At 69.8% G+C, this 22,503-nt stretch carries 20 protein-coding genes; 1 reads left to right on the top strand and 19 read right to left on the bottom strand.

The genetic code is table 11. The annotated features are described in order from the left end of the window. Positions 1–16: 16 nt before the first annotated feature. The 17 genes from ACLBWP_RS00340 to ACLBWP_RS00260 form a co-directional block, all read right to left on the bottom strand. Positions 17–5,818, bottom strand: a complete 5,802-nt coding sequence (locus tag ACLBWP_RS00340; RefSeq protein WP_447653600.1) for an Ig-like domain-containing protein — start codon at positions 5,816–5,818, stop codon at positions 17–19. Then, entirely contained in the window at positions 5,815–7,227 is a 1,413-nt protein-coding gene (locus tag ACLBWP_RS00335) for a serine/threonine-protein kinase (RefSeq protein WP_447653599.1), read from the bottom strand. The genes ACLBWP_RS00340 and ACLBWP_RS00335 overlap by 4 nt, the downstream gene beginning before the upstream one ends. 131 nt (positions 7,228–7,358) lie before the next feature. Further along, positions 7,359–8,177 (bottom strand): PP2C family protein-serine/threonine phosphatase, encoded by an 819-nt coding sequence (locus ACLBWP_RS00330; RefSeq protein WP_447653598.1) that lies wholly within the window; start codon positions 8,175–8,177, stop codon positions 7,359–7,361. Positions 8,178–8,180: 3 nt separating this feature from the next. After that, positions 8,181–8,858, bottom strand: coding sequence for an FHA domain-containing protein (locus tag ACLBWP_RS00325; protein WP_447653597.1), 678 nt, complete (start codon positions 8,856–8,858; stop codon positions 8,181–8,183). Between the two features lie 56 nt (positions 8,859–8,914). After that, a complete protein-coding gene (locus ACLBWP_RS00320) occupies positions 8,915–9,469 on the bottom strand; it encodes a hypothetical protein (protein WP_447653596.1) in 555 nt (184 codons plus the stop codon). A 95-nt stretch (positions 9,470–9,564) separates the two neighbouring features. Then, entirely contained in the window at positions 9,565–10,317 is a 753-nt protein-coding gene (locus ACLBWP_RS00315) for a YaaA family protein (RefSeq protein ID WP_447654239.1), read from the bottom strand. Positions 10,318–10,331: 14 nt separating this feature from the next. Further along, positions 10,332–10,595: a F0F1 ATP synthase subunit epsilon gene (locus ACLBWP_RS00310; RefSeq protein WP_056124084.1), complete on the bottom strand. Its 264-nt coding sequence runs from the start codon at positions 10,593–10,595 to the stop codon at positions 10,332–10,334. Between the two features lies 1 nt (position 10,596). Beyond that, on the bottom strand, positions 10,597–12,051 hold the full coding sequence (gene atpD, locus ACLBWP_RS00305; protein WP_065959250.1) for a F0F1 ATP synthase subunit beta: 1,455 nt from the start codon (positions 12,049–12,051) through the stop codon (positions 10,597–10,599). Positions 12,052–12,098: 47 nt separating this feature from the next. Beyond that, positions 12,099–13,001 carry a F0F1 ATP synthase subunit gamma gene (locus ACLBWP_RS00300; protein ID WP_447653595.1) on the bottom strand — a complete coding sequence of 301 codons (903 nt, stop codon included), beginning with the start codon at positions 12,999–13,001 and terminating at the stop codon, positions 12,099–12,101. After that, positions 13,002–14,630: a F0F1 ATP synthase subunit alpha gene (atpA, locus tag ACLBWP_RS00295; protein WP_243561974.1), complete on the bottom strand. Its 1,629-nt coding sequence runs from the start codon at positions 14,628–14,630 to the stop codon at positions 13,002–13,004. A 107-nt stretch (positions 14,631–14,737) separates the two neighbouring features. Next, positions 14,738–15,532, bottom strand: coding sequence for a F0F1 ATP synthase subunit delta (locus ACLBWP_RS00290; protein ID WP_447653594.1), 795 nt, complete (start codon positions 15,530–15,532; stop codon positions 14,738–14,740). Between the two features lie 2 nt (positions 15,533–15,534). Beyond that, entirely contained in the window at positions 15,535–16,131 is a 597-nt protein-coding gene (locus ACLBWP_RS00285) for a F0F1 ATP synthase subunit B (protein WP_447653593.1), read from the bottom strand. 8 nt (positions 16,132–16,139) lie between these two features. Beyond that, positions 16,140–16,376, bottom strand: a complete 237-nt coding sequence (gene atpE, locus ACLBWP_RS00280) for an ATP synthase F0 subunit C (RefSeq protein WP_096899086.1) — start codon at positions 16,374–16,376, stop codon at positions 16,140–16,142. Positions 16,377–16,436: 60 nt separating this feature from the next. Further along, complete coding sequence (gene atpB / locus ACLBWP_RS00275) at positions 16,437–17,297, bottom strand: F0F1 ATP synthase subunit A (protein WP_374202510.1); 861 nt, start codon at positions 17,295–17,297, stop codon at positions 16,437–16,439. 104 nt (positions 17,298–17,401) lie between these two features. Beyond that, positions 17,402–17,878, bottom strand: coding sequence for a hypothetical protein (locus tag ACLBWP_RS00270; protein ID WP_243561971.1), 477 nt, complete (start codon positions 17,876–17,878; stop codon positions 17,402–17,404). Further along, on the bottom strand, positions 17,875–19,143 hold the full coding sequence (locus ACLBWP_RS00265; protein ID WP_447653592.1) for an MraY family glycosyltransferase: 1,269 nt from the start codon (positions 19,141–19,143) through the stop codon (positions 17,875–17,877). Before ACLBWP_RS00265 ends, ACLBWP_RS00270 begins: the two co-directional genes overlap by 4 nt. Continuing rightward, the gene (locus ACLBWP_RS00260; RefSeq protein ID WP_243561969.1) at positions 19,140–19,814 is read right to left on the bottom strand and encodes an L-threonylcarbamoyladenylate synthase; all 675 of its coding nucleotides are present in this window, start codon (positions 19,812–19,814) and stop codon (positions 19,140–19,142) included. The genes ACLBWP_RS00265 and ACLBWP_RS00260 overlap by 4 nt, the downstream gene beginning before the upstream one ends. 38 nt (positions 19,815–19,852) lie before the next feature. On the opposite strand from ACLBWP_RS00260, the gene ACLBWP_RS00255 reads away from it, so the two are divergent. Further along, positions 19,853–20,512 carry an HAD family hydrolase gene (locus ACLBWP_RS00255; RefSeq protein ID WP_243561968.1) on the top strand — a complete coding sequence of 220 codons (660 nt, stop codon included), beginning with the start codon at positions 19,853–19,855 and terminating at the stop codon, positions 20,510–20,512. Here ACLBWP_RS00255 and prmC read toward each other — a convergent pair. Further along, a complete protein-coding gene (gene prmC, locus ACLBWP_RS00250; RefSeq protein ID WP_447654238.1) occupies positions 20,509–21,399 on the bottom strand; it encodes a peptide chain release factor N(5)-glutamine methyltransferase in 891 nt (296 codons plus the stop codon). The genes ACLBWP_RS00255 and prmC overlap by 4 nt on opposite strands. A gap of 19 nt (positions 21,400–21,418) precedes the next feature. After that, a complete protein-coding gene (gene prfA, locus ACLBWP_RS00245; protein WP_243561966.1) occupies positions 21,419–22,501 on the bottom strand; it encodes a peptide chain release factor 1 in 1,083 nt (360 codons plus the stop codon). Positions 22,502–22,503 lie beyond the last annotated feature (2 nt).

The raw sequence follows: 22,503 nt of genomic DNA, 5'->3' as shown, positions 1-22,503 counted from the left end.
AATTCTCCTCGTTCGGTTAGTTGCCGTTTGCCGGGGTGACATCGCGACTGGCGTACCCAGGGTCGGTGTGTCCGTCGACGGTAGCGCTCACGCGCACCTCAACCGCTCCGACCGGCACGGCATCGGATGGACCGTACGCGCCGCCGTTGTCCGGCTTCTGGTCCGTGCAGCTGACGATGCCGAGGAGCCCAGGCGTGCAGTAGACGATGCGGTAGGCGCTGGGAGCGAATTCGGCATTGCCGTTGTTCGGCGCGTTGATGACCGGCGCCTGGCCCTCGACAGCACTTGCGATCGAAGCCCGCGTCGTGAACGCAGTGGATCCAGGCAGCGTCGTCGAGGCGCAGTAGTCGTCCGCGGTCGCGCAGGTCGTGAGGACGACGTTCGTCGGTACGCCGAAGCCAGCGCCGGAGCCGAGGTCTGCGGAGCCGTCGAAGCCGACCCGCGGGCCTCCGTTGACGGAGTAGTACAGGTAGTCGCCGTCGCCAGAACCGGTGAGGGTGATGCCGTAGTCCTGCTTGGGCAGACCATCGGTCGGAACCGTCGCGGTGCCCGTCGGAGCATCGGGCGTCTGGTACCCCTGGACGCTTGCGACGTCGGAGGACGTGCAGAACAGCCCGTTGTCCGCAAGTGCGACGTAGCGGTACTGGCTCGAGATCAGATCCGTCGCCGTGGTGGCGTTCCAGACGTACTCGGAACCCGACGTCGAGCACCCGGGTGGGATCGGGGCGTCCGCTCGGTACTTCACGATGCGCATCGAGGTCCCGCCCCCGCCCCAGTCGGACTCCGACGCGGTGAGGTTCACAGCGGTGCGGCCGCCTTGCGGGTTGCCCGTGGCGGACAACACAGGCTTCGCAGGCGATCCGACGGCGGTCCCGCTCCCCTGGGCCGAGTTCCACTGCACGACCGTGTTGTCGCGGTCGGCACCGTTCCGCGCCGAGACCGTGACGGTGTACTGCGCCGCGCTCTGCGCCCCCTGGAACGTGGTGCTCGTGGCGGTGCCGGTGTTCCTGGTGGTCGACAGCCCCGGGCCCTGGATGCTCACGACGTAGTTCGACACCGGGGTGCCGTTGTTCGGGGTGGCGACGGGGTCCCACGAGACGTCGAGCTGGTTCGGCGTCGACTTGTCCGCCGACACCGTGATGCCCTTCGGCGGCGCGGGCACGAAGTCGGCACTCATGGGCGCAGACTGCTGCGACGCGGCCGACTGGCCGATCCCGTTGACCGCCACGACGGTGAACCGGTAGGTCGCCTTCGGGTCCAGGCCGGTGATCGTGCACACCGTCGCGAGTCCGCAGTCCTTCGCGATGCCGTTGGTCCCCGTGACCCGGTACCCCATGATCGCCGAGTTGTTCGCCTGGGGCGAGGACCACGTGAGCGTCACCTGGCCGCCGTCGTAGGAACCGGTGCGCGTCGGCGCTCCAGGAGCGTCAGGGACGTCCTGCACCGAGATCGTGACGTCGCCCCAGACGTACCGGTCCGGGTCGTTGGTGGCATCGGCGACCTGGTACTGCAGGTTGGTGTTGACGGGTTTCGCCGAGTCGGACACGGCGACCTGCAGCCGGGACTTGTCCGCGCTGGGCGTGATGGTCACACCGGAGGGCAGGCCGCCGGCGAGCCCGCGGATGGCGACGACCCGCAGGCGTTCGTCCGGGAACGGGTTCGTCGGCTGGTCGTTCGCCAGGACGTCGATCGTCGTGGACTGTCCGCGCTTCGCGACCGCGCTGTCGGCACCCGGCTGCACGAGCGGACGGTTCGAAGCGACGATCCCCACCGAGATGACCCCGGAGCGTCCGGCGTTCGTGGCGTCGGCGACACCGATGCCGATCGAGGCGGTGGTGTTCTTCTGCGCGGTGTCGGCGACCGAGATCGTCAGACGCTGCCCGGAGACCGTCGCGGTGGTGCCCGAGGCCGGCTGGCTGACCACGGAGTACTTGAGTTCCGGCAGGTCCTTCGGGTACGGGTAGTCCGTCAGGCGCGTCAGGTCGACGGTGCGCGAGTCACCCGGCTGTAGCTCGATGGACGAACCGGTGAACGCCGGCGGCTGGTTCGATCGTGGTTCGACCTTGATCGGCAGCACGAGCGTCGCGACTCGGCCCTTGCCGCCGTTCGCGCTGGACCCGTCGGTGACCTCGAACGAGATCGACGCGTTGCCGTAGTAGAGCTTCGCGGAGGTGAACACCAGCGTCGAGCGGTCTGCGGTCAGCGCGTCTCCGTTGGCGTGGGTCGCCTTGACCGAACCGGTGTCGGTGACGCGAGCGGTCTGGCCGTTCGCCGTGACGACGTACTCGGACAGCGGGATCCGGACCGTCGCTTCGCTCTTGACGGTGATGGTGCCCGCGGATCGGTTGACCTGCGGAAGGGCGTCGTCGAAGCCGGGAACGTGGATGAACCCGTACGACACGATGTCGGGGTGGTCCTTGCGGGCGACGGAGAACGGGATGACCTGCGAGTCGTCCGTCAGCGTGACGACGATCCTGCCGTCGCTGGTGGCCCGCGCGTCGTCGCCGTAGCCGTCGACCACGCCGACGGTCAGCTGCGAGGTCGAGCCCTCGGCGAAGAAGACGTTCTTCAGCACGTCCACCGTGACGTTCTGGCGGTGCAGGATGTCCTGCAGGTCGAGGGTGGTGTCGTCGACCTCCGGCCGGAGGGGTTGGGCATCCTCGTCCACGGTGACGGTCAGGAACGCCGTGCTCGCACCACCGTTCTGGTTGGACGCGGTGTACAGCACCGCGAAGTCCCCGCTGGTGGCGCTCTTCGGCGGGGTGACACGGATCTCCTGCCCGCGGAGCACCTTCGCCCGGACACCCTGCGCGGTGGGCTCGGCCTTCGACACGGTGAGCTGTCCGCCCTCGGGGTCGGAGTCGTTCTGCAGGACCCGCACCGTGACGGCTCCCCCGGGGCGGATCGTGACGTGGTCGGCTTCGGCGACCGGGTTGGACGCCTGTTCGGCCCGCGGCGCGATCCCGACCCGGACGGTGCCGGTGGCCCGGGCGCCGAGTGCGTCGACGACGGTGTAGGTGAACTCGTCGGTACCGGCCGAGTAGTCGCCTGCGTCGTAGGTGAGGGCGTCGGACCCGACGTCGCTGACCGAGCCCTTGTCCGGGTTCGACGCGACCCCGACCAGCTGCACGGAGTCACCGTCGGGGTCGATCCCGTTCAACGGGATCGAGACACGGACGGACTGCCCGGCGACGACCCGTGCGGTGACCGTCTGCGGGACGGGCGGGTTGTTCGTGGCGTTGTCCTTCTCTCTGACGGAGATGGACACCGCTGCGTCGGCGGACTGCCCGTCGGGGCCGGCCACGCGGTAGACGGCGGTGTAGTTGCCCGGCGTCGTCGGTGCCAGGTACCGCAGGTGGTCGCCGGAGACGAAGAGCAGGCCACCGTCGCCCGGGACGTTCTGCACCAGGTTCGGCTCGAGCGTCAGGGGCTCACCCTCGGGCTGGGTGTCGTTCGCCAGGACGTCGATGTCGGCCACGTCGCCCACGCGCACCGTGGCGGAGTCCGGCTGCGCGACCGGGGGCTGGATGCGGTCCGGCTTCGGGATCTCGACGACCGTGACCGTGCCGGTCGACGACGCCAGTCCGTTCGTCTCGGTGTACGTGAAGGTGACCGGGCCGTCGAGCGGCGCGGTCAGGGTGGTGCGGACCGTGTGCTGGTCGAGGATGCTCGTCTGCACCCCCGACGCGCGGTCCGGTCCGTCGAGCGCAGTGACCAGCAGCACGCCGCCGGCCGGGTCGATGTCGGTCGCGGTGACGTCGGTGTCCTTGGTCGACAGCGTCGTGACGAACACGGTCTTCGGCGTGGTGATGGGCGCCGTCGACGCGTCCGGTGGACGCAGGATCGTGATGCGGACGACGCCACTGGCGGTCTTCGTGCCGTCGGTCACGGTGTACTCGACCTGGTGGTCGCCGAGGGCGGAACTGTCGACCCGGAAGGTCCCGGCGTCGTAGCTCGGCGCGATCGTGACCCCGTTGGTCGAGGACACGCTCGTGAGCGTGACGGTGCCGTTCCCGCCCCGCACGTGGTCGAGCGGGCCGACTGAGAAGCCCTTGCCGGCGTACCCCTGCACGGCGAAGGCGTCCGCACGCAGGGGCACGTTGCCCTGCGCGGCGACGTGCACGGTGAGCGAGCCCCGACCGTCGGCACGCCCGTCGCTCACCACGAGCTGCACGCTGCGGTCGCCGGTGCGGCCGCTGGTGTTCCGGAAGTCCAGCAACCCGTCGGGTGTGGTCGACACCTGGTCGCCGTCCGCCGCGGAGGCCGACTTCAGGTAGACGGGATCACCGTCGGGGTCGACCCAGTCCCCCAGGACGTTGCTCGAGACGTGCCCGTTGCGCACGACGTCGGCGCTGGTGTCGCGGACCTGTCGCGGCGCGGAGTTCTCGGACTCCGGTCGGACCGACACCCGGACGGTGGCGCTGGCCGAACCGCCGTTGCCGTCCGTGATGGTGTACCGGAACGAGACGGTGCCGGTCGCGCCGTCGGCCAGCGCGATCTGCAGGCGCTGGCCGTCGTCGACGATCGCGACCGAGCCGTCGGCACGGTCGACGCCGTCGACCTCGCTGATCACGATCGGGTCACCGTTGGGGTCGTAGTCGTTGAGCAGGACCGGGAGGCTCGTGGTGCGTCCGGGACGCGCGCCCAGGTCGTCGTCGACCGCCACCGGCGGCTTCTGGTCCTTCTCGACCTGCGGGTCGTCGTCGGAGACCTGCTCGCGCTGCTGGTCGTCGTCCCGCTTGATCAGGTCGGACCAGTTGTCGATGAGCTGACCGCTGCGGTCGATCGCCCACGACCGACCCGTCGCGGGGTCGTTGGCGACGACGGTGTCGCCGTTGTGCACGATCGTCAACGCGGCCGCGCCCGGCACCCGGTCGAGCTGCTGCAGGGCCCTGCCGTCGCAGGTGTCGACGGCTTGCCCACCGCTCCACGCGCCGTAGGTGCAGGTCCCGTCGACGTACGGCCGCGCCGCACGGCCGGAGACGGCCAGCTGGGTGGCAGCCACCGAACCCGACGGCGTCACCCGCACCATGCCGGCGGCACCGGCGACGACGACGTCATCGCCGGAGCCGGACGAGTGCTGCAGTGCCGGGGAGCTGCCCACACGGTCACCGAGGTCGACCGTGTCGCCGTCGATGGCGAGTCGGCCGTCGGTGCGGTCGAGCACCGCCACGTGCCCGCCGACGGTCGCCACCTGGAAGTCGTCCGCACGGTCCATCCGCACGGGCCACTTGCGCACCACGGACGGTGTCGTGCCGAGCTGGACCAGCGACGCGGTCGCCGTCTTCGGTGAGTAGACCGCCACGTGGTCGTCCGACGCATCGAACACCGCGTCGGCGCCGAGCGTGAGGTCGGCCTTCGTCGAGGCGTCGAACTCGTCGAGTCGGTCGGTCGGGGTGGTCCACAGTTCACCGGTCTCCTGGTTGCCGATGACCGCAGTGTTGCCGGCGAAGAAGACGGTGGGTGACCCGGAGGGCAGCGTGACCGCGTCGCCGACGGTCGCATCGGCGACGTCCACCTTGGCGATCGTGCCCTTGGTCTCGTCGACGCTGTAGACGGTGGAGCCGCGCTGCAGGACCGACAACGTGTCGGTGGAGGCCTCGATGGCGGTGTTCAGCTGCAGGACCGCGGTGTTCGCCCGGCCGACGGCACCGTACTGCGCCGACGGCACCCACACCGTGCCGTCACCGAGGTCGACGCGCTGCGTGTGGTAGCCGCTCGAGACGACCGCCGCGCCGGTGACCAGCGCGGCGACGAGCACCGACGCGCCCACCGTGACCGCGGCGGACCGGTGCTGGGCGAGGAGCCGACGGATCACGATCCGCTGCCGATCGTGGCGCACCGTTGGGCGCTCGCAACCCCGGTCTTGCCGTCGCGGTTGACGGCGACGGAGATGCACTCCTCGTCACCTCGGGCACCCGAGACCACGAACGAGGTGCCGGACTGCTGGCTCGACGAGCCGTTCGAGGTGATCACGTAGGTGTCGCCGGACTCGACCCCCGGGTCGGACCACCGGAAGGTGACGGACTGCGTCGTGGAGGACGCGCGGATGTCGGAGACGGTCGGGATGGCGCCCGTGCCCACCCGGGTCACCGCGATGACCGTCGTCACTGCGAGGGCGGCGACGACCACGGCCGCGGCCGTCGACACCCACACGATGGTGCGACGTGACCGTCGGCGGCTCATCGTCATCGAACCCGTGCGGTGCACGGTCCCGACGCTGCGGGACCCGGTCACCGCGACGCCACCCTGCACCGCGCGACGGGTCCGGCGCCGCCGGCCCACCCGCGACGGGGGCTGTAGCTCGCGCACGACCGTGCGGTCACCGTCGGGGGTCGGCATCGCGACGGCCCACGACTCGACCGCGACGTCCGCGGGGGTCTGCGGGACGCCGAGTTCGGCCTGCACCTGCTGGAACCCACGGACGAGTTCCATCACGGTGGCCGGACGCTGCTGGACCTTCCGCGACATCGCCGTCGCGAGCAGGCGCTCGAGCGACGGCGGTACGTCGGTCCGACCGGTGGGCTTGACGCCGCCCTTGTCGATCCGGCTCATCAGGTCGGACGCGCCGTTCTTGCCGCCGGGCACCTCGAAGGGAGACCGACCGGCGACGAGCGAGAACACCGTCGCCGCCAGCGAGTAGACCTCGGACTGGATCGTGCCGCGGGACTCGTCGATCAGGACCTCGGGTGCGGACCACGGGATGGACATGCCGATGGGCTCGTCGGGGTCGGCCTCGCCGATGGTGGCGGCGATGCCGAAGTCGGAGAGCACCGGGTTGCCGTAGGCCGTCAGCAGGATGTTCGACGGCTTGATGTCGCGGTGCAGGACGCCCTCTCGGTGCGCCGTCTCGAGCGCGGAACCGATGCGGATGCCGATCGACAGGACCTCGGACACCGGGACGGGTGTGCGGCGGTACCGCTCGCTGAGCGAGGACGAGCAGAGCTCCATGACCAGGTACGGTCGACCGTCCGACGCGACACTGGCCTGGAACACGGTCAGGATCGAGGGGTGCGTGCTGAGCCGGGCCATCAGGTTTGCCTCGGACTGGAACATCTGCCGGACCCGGTCGTCGACGACCTCGTCCAGCAGCACCTTCACCGCGACCTGGCGGCGGGGCATGTCCTGTTCGTAGAGGAACACGTCGGCGAAACCGCCGGACCCGAGGACGTGGACGGGGCTGAAGCCGGCGATGACCGGAGGCGTGGACGGCAGGCGTCGCGCCATGGTGCCCTTCCTCCCCGGCCGGCACGGCCAGTCGTTCGTCGCGGCATCCCAGTCTACGAGCCACGCTCGGCGGGACCGTCGTGCCCACCGGCACGAGGAGCCCCCTGGGTCCCCCAGTTCGGGGGCCCTGGTCAGGGTCGAGGAAGCGTGTCCTCGAGGTCGGTGTCGGCGGGTGCTCCCTCGACCTGCAGGACCACGACGGTCACGTTGTCGCGTCCCCCGGCGACGAGGGCGTCACCGACCAGGCGTTCGGCGAGCTCCTGCGGGTCGTCGACCTTGGCGGCGATGCGGCTGATGCCGGCGTCGCCGATCTCCTTGGTGAGTCCGTCGGAGCAGATGATGTACCGGTCTCCGGTCCGGAGCGGCAGCGTCCACCAGTCGGGCTCCGGCGGCTCCCCGAACCCGACGGCCCGCGTGATCACGTTGCTGTCCGGGTGGGCCTCGGCGTCCTCGGCACGCAGCACGCCGGCGTCCACCATCTCCTGGACGACGGAGTGGTCGACGGTGATCCGGCGGAGCGTGCCGTTCTCGACCCGGTAGGTGCGCGAGTCGCCCACGTTGAAGACGAGCGCGGCCGGCTGCCCCTCGGCCGCCACGAGCGCGAGCCCGGTGACGGTCGTACCGGCGCCGATCGCGTTGCCGCCCGCGGCGCGTTCGATGTCGGCGGTGGCGAGCAGGAGGGCGTGCTGGATCGACTGCCGCGACCCGAAGGGCCCGTCCGCTGCGTCACCGAGCCGGCGCACGACCGCGTCACTGGCGCGGTCACCGGCGAGGTGCCCGCCCATGCCGTCCGCGACGACGAAGAACGGCGCTTCGACGATGTAGCTGTCCTCGTTGTGGTCACGACGACGACCGATGTCGGTCGCGGCACCCCACGAGAGGGTGAGCGTGGCGCCCGCTCCGGGGACGTCGATGGTGTGGGCGGCGGCGGCTCGGCCGAGTTCGGTCACGTGTCAGGATCGCTCTCTGGTGGTTCGGGGCGTGCCGGTCAACTGCGTCGGGGGCGCCACACGGGGCGGTGGGAAGCCGTCCACAGGTGGAGTCGCTCGGAGGTGCGGCGAGAGGATCTCGATGGCGATGCCGTCCCCGATCTCGACTACCGTACCCGTCAGTGCGACGATCGACGCGCCTGCCGCCATCCGGTACGGCGGCGCGCCGGCGGGACGGACCACGGTGCCGTTGGTCGACCGCAGGTCCTGGACGACGACCGCTTCGCCCTCGGCGTGGACGAGCACGTGCGACGACGACACCTGCCCGAGCGCCGACGGCACCGTCACCAGGACGGGTTCCGGTCCGCGGACGATCCGTGGCAAGGCCGGACGTCGACCGATCACGACCGGTCGGTCGAGTCGGACGCGTCGGTCGGCCACGCGGATGGACGGCACGCGTTCCCGCACCGGTTCACCCTGGGTGGGGAGGACCGGGGGGCCGTCCGGCACACCGGCGGCCCGACGTCCGGTCGGGGGTCGCACCGCCCCGGCGTGGCGGATGACGGTGTCCCCCAACGGGTCCGGGGCTGCCGCGGGAGCCACTCGCAGCACGGTGTCGTCGGTCTGGTCCGTCGAGGCCACGGTGGGGTGCGACGCGCGGCGGATGACCGTGTCGTCGTCGTCGGCGTCGTCGTCGCGCACGCGCTGCCCCTTCTCGCGGTGTTCCGACGAGCGTAGACGATGTGGTGCGCACGGCGTCACTCGTCCCAGGTCGGCGCGCTGCCGGCGAGGACCGATCGCAGCACCAGTGCCGCCATCGGGTCCGACGGAACGGCGTCGAGCGCGTACTCGGCGCGCACCTGGGCGCGTGGGGCGGAACCGAGAGCCCAGGCGCACCACGCCCCGAGCGCGAGTGCGCCGGCGACCCCGACGCGTTCGTCGCGAGGCGACCCCTCGGCCTTCCAGGTGTGCCACACCGCCGCACACCGGTCGCCCGCGACACGGATGCGGTCCGCGTCCGGCTTCGGTCCGAGGCCACGCAGTGCCTGCGGTGGGGCATCGCGCAGCGCGTCGTACGGCTGGACGGTCCGTGCGGTGACGACGTCGTGCCCGGCGAGCACGCGAACCAACGCCATCCTGGTGGCGAGCGCCCCGCACGCCGTGGCGACAGCCGCGGCGGTCGCGGTCGTGACGGTCGGCGGGCCGGGCGCGACGAGTGCGACGGCTGCAGCGGGGAGGGTGACCGCGGCCGCGATCTCGCGCGGGTAGCGCACGTACTGGTCGGTGTCCGATCGGAGTGTGACTGGGTTCATGCCGACATCGAACCGTGATCGGAGCCTCCCGATCGGTCATCGTCCCGCCCTGTGGAGAACCGCACCGATCGACGCAGGATGTGGAGGGGCGGCCGTCAGGCCGTGACGGGCTGCAGGCTCTCGGCGACCAGTTCCCACGTGCCGTCGACCCGGTCGACGACGACACCGTTCAGGCGAGCCCAGTCCACCAGGTCGTCCATCGACCGGACGTCGGCGCCCGTCCTGGCCAGCAGTGCCACCAGGCGGCCCTTCGCGGTCTTGTTCCAGTGGTTCAGGGCCTTCCGGCGGCCGCTGCCGTCCACACTCACCACGCGGAGCACGACCGCATCGTCGACCGGACCGAGCGCGCGGTAGCCCTCGGACCGCAGGTCCAGCACCAGCCCGCCCGACCGCGACGACAGCGCGCGCGATGCGCGCACCGGCCAGTGCGACGCGAGCCGCAGCGGCCCCAGGCGCGAGTCGTGCGACAGGCGGTACGCCGGGATCAGGTCACCACCACCGATCGGACCGAACATCGCGGACTGCACGACGACGTGGCGGTACCACCAGGACCGGGTGTCGCACGACGCCGACCGCGAGTCCAGCGGGTCGTAGAGCACACCCGTGTACCGGTCGATCGCCGGCATCGTCGGAGCCGTGTCGAGCACCAGGTTGCGGTACCGCTCGGCGATCGACTTCGGCCCGAGCTTGAGCGCCGTCCGCGCGGTAGACTCCTCGGAACTGACGGAGCGGGCCGCGGTGATCACCGCGGCCCGCTCTGCAGCCAGTTCCGGGAACGAGAGGGCACCCAGGTCGAGGGTGCTGCTCGGGTCCCCGCCCTCCCGCTTCGTCTCCGAAGGCGGGAGCAGGACGGTCAGTCCGGTCAGGACGCCAGCGCGGCCTGCCGCGCCACGATCGTGACCGTGTCGTGCTCGACCGACAGGAAGCCGTCCTCGGCGTCGACCGCGACGGTCGACCCGTCGGCCCGCGTGATGCGGACCTGGCCCTGCGCGAGGATCGCGAGCATCGGCTCGTGCCCCGCGAGGATGCCGATCTGGCCCTCGGTCGTGCGTGCGACGACCATGGTCGTGTCGCCCGTCCAGACCTCGCGGTCCGCCGAGACGACACTCACGGTGAGACCCGCCATGTCAGCGGTTCTCCTTCTGGATCTGTGCCCACTTCTCTTCCACGTCGTTGATGCCACCGACGTTGAAGAACGCCTGGGTCGCAACGTGGTCGAACTCGCCGTCGGCGATGGCGCGGAAGGACTCGATGGTGTCCTTGAGGGGCACCGTGGAGCCCTCGACACCCGTGAACTTCTTCGCCATGTAGGTGTTCTGCGAGAGGAACTGCTGGATACGACGGGCGCGCTCGACCGTGATCTTGTCCTCTTCGGAGAGCTCGTCGACACCGAGGATGGCGATGATCTCCTGCAGCTCCTTGTTCTTCTGGAGGATCTGCTTGACGCGCGTGGCCGTCTCGTAGTGGTCGGCGCCCAGGTACCGGGGGTCCATGATCCGCGACGTCGAGGTCAGCGGGTCGATGGCCGGGTACAGACCCTGCGAAGCGATCTCACGCGACAGCTCGGTCGTGGCGTCGAGGTGCGCGAACGTGGTGGCCGGGGCCGGGTCGGTGTAGTCGTCAGCCGGCACGTAGATCGCCTGCAGCGAGGTGATCGAGTGACCACGCGTCGAGGTGATGCGCTCCTGGAGCACACCCATCTCGTCGGCCAGGTTCGGCTGGTAACCCACGGCGGACGGCATGCGGCCGAGCAGCGTCGAGACCTCGGAGCCGGCCTGCGTGAAGCGGAAGATGTTGTCGATGAACAACAGCACGTCCTGCTTCTGGACGTCACGGAAGTACTCCGCCATCGTCAGCGCCGACAGCGCCACGCGGAGACGGGTCCCCGGCGGCTCGTCCATCTGGCCGAACACCAGGGCCGTCTTGTCGAAGACCCCGGCCTCTTCCATCTCACCGATCAGGTCGTTGCCCTCACGCGTGCGCTCACCGACACCGGCGAACACCGACACACCACCGTGGTCCTGCGCAACGCGCTGGATCATCTCCTGGATGAGGACGGTCTTGCCGACACCAGCGCCACCGAACAGACCGATCTTGCCACCCTGCACGTAGGGGGTCAGGAGGTCGATCGACTTGATGCCGGTCTCGAACATCGAGGTCTTGGACTCGAGCTGGTCGAAGGCCGGGGCCTTGCGGTGGATCGGCCAGCGCTCGGTGATCTCGAGCTTCTCGTCGGTGTTGAGCACGTTGCCCAGCACGTCGAAGACCTTGCCCTTGGTCACGTCACCGACGGGGACCGAGATCGGGGCGCCCGAGTCACGCACTTCCTGACCGCGGACCAGGCCGTCGGTCGGCTTCAGGGAGATGGCACGGACGAGGTCGTCGCCCAGGTGCTGCGCGACCTCCAACCCGATCTCCTGCGACGAGTCACCGATGGTGATCGTCGTGAACAGGAGGTTGTACATCTCCGGGATTGCGTCGTGGGGGAACTCGATGTCGACGACGGGGCCCGTGACACGGGCGATCCGGCCGACACCGGGCGCCGACGACGTCTCGACCGCGGTGGTTGCGGTGTCGGTCATGGCTGGTGCCTTCCTGAGGGTGGGTAGGTGTCCGCGAGCGACGCGGACTACTTCTTCTTCGACGAGAGTGCGTCGGCGCCGCCGACGATCTCGGAGATCTGCTGGGTGATCTCCGCCTGACGCGCGTTGTTCGCGAGTCGGGTGAAGTCACGGATCAGCGAGTCCGCGTTGTCGCTGGCTGCCTTCATCGCCTTCTGGCGGGCGGCATGCTCGGAAGCAGCCGACTGCAGCATGGCGTTGAAGATGCGGCTCTCGATGTAGACGGGGAGCAGCGAGTCGAGCACCGCGTCGGCGTCCGGCTCGAACTCGTACAGCGGCAGCGGCTCGTCGTTCGTCGGTTCGTCGACGCCGTCGACGACCTCGAGCGGCAGCAGACGCACGACCTGGGGTTCCTGCGTCGCCAGGCTGAGGAACCGGTTGAACACGATGTGGATCTCGTCCACACCGCCCTCGGCCGTGTCCTGCAGGAACTTCGCCACGACGGCGTCGCCGATCTCCTTGGCCGTCGAGAACTCCGGCTGGTCGGTGTTGCCGACCCACTGCTGCTCGGACGGACGCTCACGGAAGGCGAAGTACCCGACGGACTTGCGGCCCACCAGGTAGTAGACGACGTCCTTGCCCTCGCTGCGGAGCAGGGAGGCGAGCTCCTCGCCCTGCTTGAGGACGTTCGTGCTGAACGCGCCGTTCAGGCCGCGGTCCGACGTGAACAGCACCACGGCTGCGCGCGTCGAGGACTCGGGCTCGGTGGTCAGCACGTGGTCGACGTTCGAGAACGTCGCCACGGCGGACACCGCCCGCGTCACGGCCCGTGAGTACGGGCCGGACGCGGCCATGCGGGCCTGCGCCTTCTGGATCCGCGACGCCGAGATCAGCTCCATGGCGCGCGTGACCTTCTTCGTGGTCTTCGCCGACTTGATCCGCTGTCGGTAGACCCGGACCTGCGCTGCCATCTAGCGACGACCCTTGACGATCTGCTCCTGGTCGACGTCCTCGGCGTCAGCCGCCTGGACGTTCTCGGCCCCGAGCGTCTTGCCGTCGCTCGTCTGGAAGCTCTTGGTGAACTCGTCGATCTGCTTGGCCATCTCGGCGACGGTGTCGTCGCTGAGCTGGTTGGTCTCACGCAGGGTGGTCAGGACGTCCGAGTTGCGACGCAGGTGGTCGAGGAGTTCGGACTCGAAGCGCAGCACGTCGTTCACCGGGACGGTGTCGAGCTTGCCGTTGGTGCCGGCCCAGATCGAGACGACCTGCTCTTCGACCGGGTACGGCGAGTACTGCGGCTGCTTGAGCAGCTCGGTCAGGCGGGCGCCGCGGTCCAACTGACGACGGGACGCCTGGTCGAGGTCGGACGCGAACATCGCGAACGCCTCGAGCGAGCGGTACTGCGCCAGCTCGAGCTTGAGCGTGCCGGAGACCTTCTTGATCGACTTCACCTGGGCGTCACCACCGACGCGGGACACCGAGATGCCCACGTCGACGGCCGGACGCTGGTTCGCGTTGAACAGGTCCGACTGCAGGAAGATCTGGCCGTCGGTGATCGAGATCACGTTGGTCGGGATGTACGCCGAGACGTCGTTCGCCTTGGTCTCGATGATCGGCAGACCCGTCATCGAACCGGCGCCGAGCTCGTCGGACAGCTTCGCGCAACGCTCCAGCAGACGGGAGTGCAGGTAGAAGACGTCACCCGGGTAGGCCTCGCGCCCCGGCGGACGACGCAGCAGCAGCGACACGGCGCGGTAGGCCTCGGCCTGCTTGGACAGGTCGTCAAAGATGATCAGGACGTGCTTGCCCTGGTACATCCAGTGCTGGCCGATGGCCGAACCGGTGTACGGGGCGAGGTACTTGAAGCCGGCCGGGTCGGAGGCCGGGGCGGCGACGATGGTGGTGTACTCCATCGCGCCGGCGTCCTCGAGCGCACCCTTGACCGAGGCGATCGTGGAGCCCTTCTGGCCGATGGCGACGTAGATGCAGCGGACCTGCTTGTCCTCGTCGCCCGACTCCCAGTTTGCCTTCTGGTTGATGATCGTGTCGATCGCGATCGCCGTCTTGCCGGTCTGGCGGTCACCGATGATCAGCTGACGCTGGCCACGGCCGATCGGGATCATGGCGTCGATCGCCTTGATGCCGGTCTGCAGCGGCTCGTGCACCGACTTGCGCGACATGACGCCGGGCGCCTGCAGCTCGAGGGCACGACGACCCTCGGCCGGGATCTCGCCGAGACCGTCGATCGGGGCGCCGAGCGGGTCGACGACACGACCGAGGAAGCCGTCGCCGACCGGGGCCGAGAGGACCTCGCCGGTACGGGTGACTTCCTGGCCTTCTTCGACGCCGGCGAACTCGCCGAGCACGATCGCACCGATCGAGTCTTCGTCGAGGTTCTGCGCGAGGCCGAGCGTGCCGTCCGCGAAGCGGATGAGCTCGTTGGCCATGACGCCGGGGAGGCCTTCGACGTGGGCGATGCCGTCACCGGCGTCGGTGACGTGCCCGACCTCGGCCGTGGAGGCCTTCGTCGGCTCGTAGTTCGAGACGAAGTCCTTCAGGGCATCACGGATCTCATCGGGGCTGATGGTGATGTCTGCCATGGGATTTTCCTTGTTGGTTTCCGGGGCCCTGCGGCTCCGAGAGGGTGATGCTGCCCGGTGGGACAGATCCCGTTGTGGACTTGGGGTGACGGGTACTTACCGTACGCTCAGCCGGCGAGCTGGACGCGGAGGTCAGCGAGGCGCGTGGACACGGTGCCGTCGATGACGTCGCCGCCGACCTGCACCCGGACCCCGCCGACGACCGCGGGGTCGACGACGTGGTTGACGATGATGTCCCGGTCGTAGCGCTCCGACAGCCCGCGGGCGACGCGAGCCGCCTGGGCGTCGGACAGCGGCACGGCGGTGATGACCGTCGCGACGACCTTCGCTGCCTGGTCGGCCACGATGCGCGAGGCGTCGCGGACGAGCTCACCGATCCGGCGGCCACGCGGCTGCTGGACCAGCGCCGACAGGATCGCCACGGTCTGCTGCGACGACTTGCTGCCGATGAGGCGCTCGACGAGCGCGCTCTTCTGCTGCGGACTGCCGAGCTTGGTGCCGAGCGCCAGTTCGAGGCCGGCGTCCGAACGGACGGCGGTCTCGAAGGCGAACAGTTCCGCCTCGATCGAGGTGGTGGCGTCGGCCGTGGCAGCGACGGCGCGGATGCCCGCGTCCTCGATGCCGGCGAGCAGGTCCTGCTGCGAGGACCAGCGCGATCCGGCGACCGCGGTCAGCACGGCGCGCGTCGCCTGGGACTGCCCGGCGAACACGCGGTCGATGACCGACTTCTTGCCGACGACGTCGGCAGTCGGGTCGGCCAGCAGCGTGAGCAGCTGCGGCGCACCGGCGATCACGCGCCCTGCGGCGAGGATCTCAGTACCGCTCGCCAGGTCGGCGCTGCCGCCGAGGTCGGCGAGCACCGCCTGCGTGGACGAGAGTGCTGATCGGGTGGCGCTCCGCATGCTCAGCGCTCCGTCTCGGCCTGCGACGACGGAGCCTGCGACGACTCGGCCTGCGCGACGTCGGCGTTCTTCGACGACTCGAGGTCGGCGAGGAATCGGTCGACGACCGCGGTGGCCTTGGCGTCGTCCTTGAGGGACTCACCGATGACACCCGACGCCAGGTCGAGTGCGAGCGAGCCGACCTCGGTGCGGAGCGACTGCAGTGCGCTCTGGCGCTCCGCCTCGATCTGCGCCTGGGCGTTCGACGTGATGCGGGCCGCGTCGGCCGAAGCCTGCTCGCGGACCTCGTTGCCGATGGCCGTGGCGTCCGCGCGGGCCTGCTCGCGGATGCGAGAGGCTTCGGCACGGGCGTCGGCGAGCTGCTTGTTGTACTCCTCGAGCGCGGCCGCGGCCTGCTCCTGAGCAGCTTCGGCCTTCTTGATGCCGCCCTCGATGGCCTCGGTGCGCTCATCGAGCATCTTCGTGATGCGCGGCGTGACGACACGCCAGAACACCAGGAAGATGATGACGAAGGCCACCGCGGACCACACGATGTCGTACACCGGTGGGACGAGCGGATTGTGCGTTTCCTCCGCCGCGATGATGAGTGCAGTGTTCATCGAGAGCCTTAGTTGGTGAAGATGAAGTACGTGGCGATGCCGATGAAGGCCAGAGCCTCGGTGAAGGCGATACCGATGTACATGAGGGTCGTCAGGCGGCCCTGGAGCTCGGGCTGACGGGCCACGGACTCGATCGTCTTGCCGACGACGATGCCGACGCCGATGGCCGGGCCGATCGCTGCGAGGCCGTAGCCAACCGTCGCGATGTTGCCGTTGATTGCCGCGAGAACGGTCGTTGCGTCCACGTGTTTTCCTTTCGAGGTGCGGGTCCGACGGTTGCCGGTCCCGGAGGGGTCAGTGAGGAATCAGTGCTCGTCGGCCAGCGCCAGCTGGATGTAGACGGCGGTGAGGAGCATGAAGACGTAGGCCTGCAGCAGCGCGACGAGGATCTCGAAGAAGCTGAATGCGATGCCGAAGGCGATCGTTCCGATGCCGAAGGCCTTGAAACCGAGCGAGGCGTCGAAGAAGAAGAACTGCGTGGCCGAGAAGAACAGGACGAGCAGCAGGTGCCCGACGACCATGTTCATCAGCAGTCGGAGCGTCAGCGTGACCGGCCGCAGCACAAAGGTCGAGACGAGCTCGATCGGCGTCACGATGATGTACAGGAACCACGGCACCCCGGGCGGGAACAGCGAGTTCCGGAGGAAGGTGCCCGGGTGCTTGCGGAGACCGGCGTAGATGAAGGCGACGTACGCCACGACGGCCAGGATGAGCGGCATCGCGATGCGGCTGGTGCCGGCGAGGTTCAACCCGGGGATCAGACCCGTCAGGTTCATGAACAGCACGCCGAAGAAGATGGTCGCCAGGAGCGGCAGGAAGCGCTTGCCGTCCTTCTCGCCCAGGTTGTCGAAGGTGTTCCGGCGCACGACGTCGAAGCCGTACTCGATGAACGCCTGACCCCGGTTCGGGACCAGCTTCAGTGCGCGGGTCCCGACGAACGCGAAGACGAGCAGCACTGCGACCGCGATGAAGCGGATGATGACGACACGATCGATCTCGAAGGGGGTCCCGGCGAAGAAGATCGCCTCCGGGAAGAACTCGTTGATCGACGGGCCATGGAACTCGGCGGCCTTACTGCTCCCCGCCGCAACGGTGTTGGCCGCAGCGGTGAGGGACAGGGGAAGAGCGTGGGATAGCAGCGCTGTCTCCTGTGTCGGCGCGCGCACGTCATGGCACGCGATGGTGGACTGTGTGGAGGCTGTCCGCTCCGAGCGAGGCTCCGGACGCGGACGCAACAAACCCTATCAGGTGACAGAGCCTTCTCGGGCTCTCAGGGCTGCGGGTCGGACTTCTCAGCTTCGCCGGCGCCGGGCAGCGGGACGTCGATCGGCACACGGCCCCGGGCGATGACGGTGACGTCGATGACGAGCGAGCCGATGACGCCGACGATGATCGCGATCGCGAGCACCGGCGTGCTCACCCAGTCGCGGTCCTTCAGCAGCACCAGCACGACGATGAACAGCACGAACTTGACCAGGAACATCCCCATGATCGTGCCGAAGAACGCGCCCGAGATCATCTGCCCGCCCGAGAACCGGATCGCCAGCAGGACGCTCACCGCGGTCAGCCCGCAGAACACGACGCTCATCACGGCGCCGATGAGTCCCCCGGTCAGCCCCGGTCCCCCGGCGACCAGGAAGCCGACGACACCGCCGACCACGGCCAGGGCGAGCGCGAGGACGGCCCCCTGCACCAGGATCCGTCGGAAGATCGGGCGGACGTGGTCGAGGCCGTGCGGCGTGGTCACGAGGGTTCTCCAGGGGTGGGACGGGTCGGGCCCGGGCGGGCCACACCGGTGGCGGGACGCTCACGTCCGGCTGCGGCGCGGTCGAGTGGGTCGAGACTGGCGTCGACGCGGCCGCCGGCACGAGCGGCGACCTGCGCCGCGATCTCGGTGCGTTTCCGGCCGAGCGGCGCGAACGTGGCGATCGCGCAGACCGTGAAGCCGACCGCGACGAACGCGACGACCCACCACCACTGCACGAACAGGAACAGCAGGCAGCCCACGGCGACGGTGGCGGTCCACGCGTAGAAGATCAGCACGGCGTGGAAGTGCGAGTGGCCCATGTCGAGCAGCCGGTGGTGCAGGTGCTTGCGGTCGGCCGAGAACGGCGACTTGCCCGCGCTGAGCCGGCGTACCACCGCCAGACCGAAGTCGAGCATCGGCACGATCAGGATCGCGAACGGCAGCAGGATCGGGATGAACGCCGGCAGCAGGTCGGTGCGGGTCCGGACGGCCGCCGGGTCGATGTTGCCCGTGATCGAGACGGCACTCGTGGCCATCAGGAAGCCCACCAGCAGCGCGCCGGCGTCGCCCATGAAGAGCTTGGCCGGATGCCAGTTCAGGATGAGGAACCCGAAGCACGCCCCGACCAGCACGGCGGTGAGCAGCGACGGCAGGTTGAAGAAGAACTCGGTCTGCACCACCACGCGGTTGATGAAGAACGTGTACAGGAAGAACACGCCGCCGGCGATGATCGCGACCCCCGCCACCAGGCCGTCCAGCCCGTCGATGAAGTTGACCGCGTTCATCACCAGGACCACCGCCAGCACGGTGAAGATCAGGCTCATGTAGGACGAGCCGACGCCGAGCGTGTTGCCGATCGGCAGGGAGACGATCGCCACGCCCTGCCACGCGAGGATCCCCGCCGCGATGATCTGCCCCGCCAGCTTCGTCATCCAGTCGAGGTCCCAGATGTCGTCGGCGACACCGAGCACCACGATGATGGTCGCCCCGGCCAGGACTGCGAGCACGCGCTGCGGCTCTGCGAACACGAGCCGGAAGAAGTCGATCCCCTGGATCTCGGGGAAGACGAACCACGCGCAGAGCAACGAGACGACCACGCCGAGGAACATCGCGATGCCCCCGAGCCGCGGCACCGGCGTGCGGTGCACGTCACGCTCGCGGACCTGCGGGTACCACTTGTACTTGACGCCCGCCTTCCAGAGCACCCAGCTGACCAGGAAGCTCACGACCGCGGAGATCGCCCCCGCGAGCAGGTAGTACTTCACGTGACGAGGTCGGCCCCCACGACCCGTTCGATCTCGGAGTCGGGGATCACCCCGTGCCGGACGATCCGCAGACCGTCGCCCGTGGCCAGCCCGGTGGCGTCGACGATGGTGGACCCGGTCGACGCCGCGAACCCGTCGTGCGGGGCGAGCGCGCCACCGTCGAGGTAGATCGCGACACTGTCACCGAGCATCGACTCGGCGGCGTCGACGTCCATCGCGGCCGGGTCTCCGGTGCTGTTGGCGGACGAGACCGCGAGCGGCCCCACTTCCTGCAGCAGCTCGAGCGCGATGCGGGAGTCGGGCATGCGGAGTGCGACTGTGCCCCGGGTCTCCCCCAGGTCCCAGTCGAGCGACGGCTGTGCGTGCAGGATGACGGTGAGTCCCCCGGGCCAGAACTCGGCCACCAGGTCGCGGACCTGCTGCGGCACGTCGCTGGCGAGCGCCTCGAGCGTCGGCGGACCGGGGACGAGCACGGGCGGCGGCGACTGGCGCGTGCGGCCCTTCGCGTCGAGCAGGCGCTGGACCGCGGGCGCGTTGAACGCGTCGGCCGCCAGACCGTAGACGGTGTCGGTGGGGACAACGACGAGCTCACCCCGTCCGAGTGCGGCACGTGCGAGCCGCATCCCGGTCAGGAGCCCGTCGGGGTCGGTGCAGTCGTATCGGGATGCCATGACTCGCACGATGATAGTGCGACACAATGGTGGACATCGTGAACTCGACGCCTGCGCCCCGACTCCTGTTCCTCTTCGACATGGACGACGTCCTCGTCCGCTACGACTGGGAGACCCGCATGGCGGGCCTCACCGCGATCACCGGGCACGACCTGGGCGAGCTCCGGCGGCGCTGGTGGCTCTCCGGCAACGAGCAGCGGGCCGAGGCCGGTGGCTTCCCCGACGCGGACACCTACCTGGCCGAGTTCGAGCGGGCGATGGGCTGCTCCGTGCCCGAAGCCGAGTGGGCCCGCGTCCGCGGCGAGGCGATGACCGAGCTGCCCGAGCGCATCGAGGCCGTCCGGATCGCCGCCCAGCACGGGCGTGTCGCACTGCTGACCAACAACGGTCCGCTGGCCGGCCGCTGGATCCACCGGTGGGCGCCGTCGCTGCCGCCGCTGTTCGGCGAGCACCTCGACACGACCAGCAACTTCGGTGCGCGCAAGCCCGAGCCCGAGGTCTTCGAGCGCGCACTGGCCCACCACGGGGCCGTGGCCGAGGACACCTTCTTCGCCGACGACATGCCCGAGAACGTCGCGGGCGCCCGGAGCGTCGGCATCCACGCGGTCCTGGTGGAGCACGACACCGACCTGCGCGACGCGGTCCGCGCCTTCGTCGCGAGCAAGCATGGCCAGGAGGCCCGGCTCACCACGAGCTAGCGGGTCGCGGTGGTCGTGCGGTCGCGGCCCGTCAGGTCGACGTGCGTCTCCGGGGAGCGGAACCCCCGGCGCGCCAGCACCTGGCGCACGGCGGCGCCCTGCGGCTCGGCGTGCTCGACCACCAGCAGCCCGCCGGGCACGAGCAGGCGCCAGGCCGTCTCGGTGAGCGCCCGCACGGCGTCCAGGCCGTCCGCTCCCCCGTACAGCGCGAGCGCCGGGTCGTGGTCGCGGACCTCGGGGTCGACCGGTACGGCGTCGTCCGGCACGTACGGCGGGTTCGACACGACGACCGAGACGGTGCCGTCGAGTTCGGCGAACGCATCGGCCAGGTCACCCTCGACCAGGCGCACCGTGCCGCCGTACGCGTCGACGTTGCGGCGGGTCCACGGCAGGGCGTCCGGTGAGCGTTCCACCGCGTAGACCAGTGCGTTCGGCACCTCGGTGTCCATGGCGATCGCGATGGCACCACTCCCCGACCCCAGGTCGACGGCGATCGGCTCGGGCACCGCGGTCGCCCGCAGCGCGTCGATGCCGAACTGCACGACGCCCTCGGTCTCCGGCCGCGGCACGAAGACCCCGGGGCCGACCGCCAGGGTCAGGGCGCGGAAGTGTGCCTGACCGGTGATGTGCTGCAGCGGCACACGGGTCGACCGCCGCGCGACGGCCTGTCGGAAGCGGTCGACGTGCTCCGGGGCGATCGCGCCGCCGGTCATCGCCCGCACCTGCACCGCACCGCGCGAGGTGTCCGTCGCCCAGGCGAGCAGCAGCTCGGCGTCCACGCGGGGCGTCCGGACGCCGTGTGCGCCGAGCGCAGCGGTCGCCTCGTCGAGGAGGCGATCCGCTGCGAACGTGGACGCGTCGGACGTGGGCCGGCTGTCGGAGGTGATCCGGGCCTCCAGGACGGGTCTAGACGGCCTGGTCGCCGACGGCGGCCAGACGTGCCTCTTCGTCCGCGCGGATGGCGGACTCGATGACGGGCTCGAGCGCACCGTTCATCACGCGGTCCAGGTCGTACGCCTTGTACCCGGTGCGGTGGTCCGCGATGCGGTTCTCCGGGAAGTTGTACGTGCGGATGCGCTCCGAGCGGTCCATGCCCCGGATCTGCGAACGACGGGCGTCCGACGCCAGGGCGTCGAGCTCCTCCTGCTGCTTCGCCAGGATGCGGGCACGCAGCACGCGCATGCCGGCTTCTCGGTTCTGCAGCTGGGACTTCTCGTTCTGCATCGCCACCGTGATGCCCGTGGGCAGGTGGGTGATGCGGACCGCGGAGTCCGTCGTGTTGACGGACTGGCCGCCGGGCCCCGACGAGCGGTACACGTCGATCTTCAGGTCGTTCTGGTTGATCTCGACCTCTTCGGGCTCGTCCACCTCGGGGAAGACGAGCACGCCCGTCGTCGAGGTGTGGATGCGCCCCTGCGACTCGGTCGCCGGCACGCGCTGCACGCGGTGCACGCCGCCCTCGTACTTCAGGTGCGCCCAGACGCCCTGCGCGGGGTCGGTCGAGTTCGACTTGATCGCGACCTGGACGTCCTTGTAGCCGCCCAGGTCGCTCTCGGTGCGCTCGAGCAGCTCGATCTTCCAGCCCTTGGACTCGGCGTAGTGCGAGTACATGCGCAGCAGGTCCGCGGCGAACAGCGCCGATTCCTCGCCGCCCTCGCCGCCCTTGATCTCCATGATCACGTCACGACCGTCGTCCGGGTCCCGCGGGACGAGCAGACGACGCAGGCGCTCCTGACGCTCGGCGAGGTGCTCCTCGAGCCCCGGGACCTCGTCCGCGAACGCCGCGTCCTCCTTCGCGAGCTCCCGGGCGGCGGCGAGGTCCTCCCCCGCCGCCGTCCAGGACTCGTAGGCGGACTTGATCCGGTTCAGCTCGGCGTACCGCCGGTTGACCTTCTTCGCGCGGGCCGCGTCAGCGTGGAGCGCGGGGTCCGACAGCTGCTGCGTCAGGTCCTCGTGTTCCGCCAGCAGCCCAGCCACCGACTCGAACACGC

This window comes from Microbacterium sp. M1A1_1b, assembly GCF_053345565.1.
This window is presented reverse-complemented; position numbering and strand designations above follow the sequence as displayed.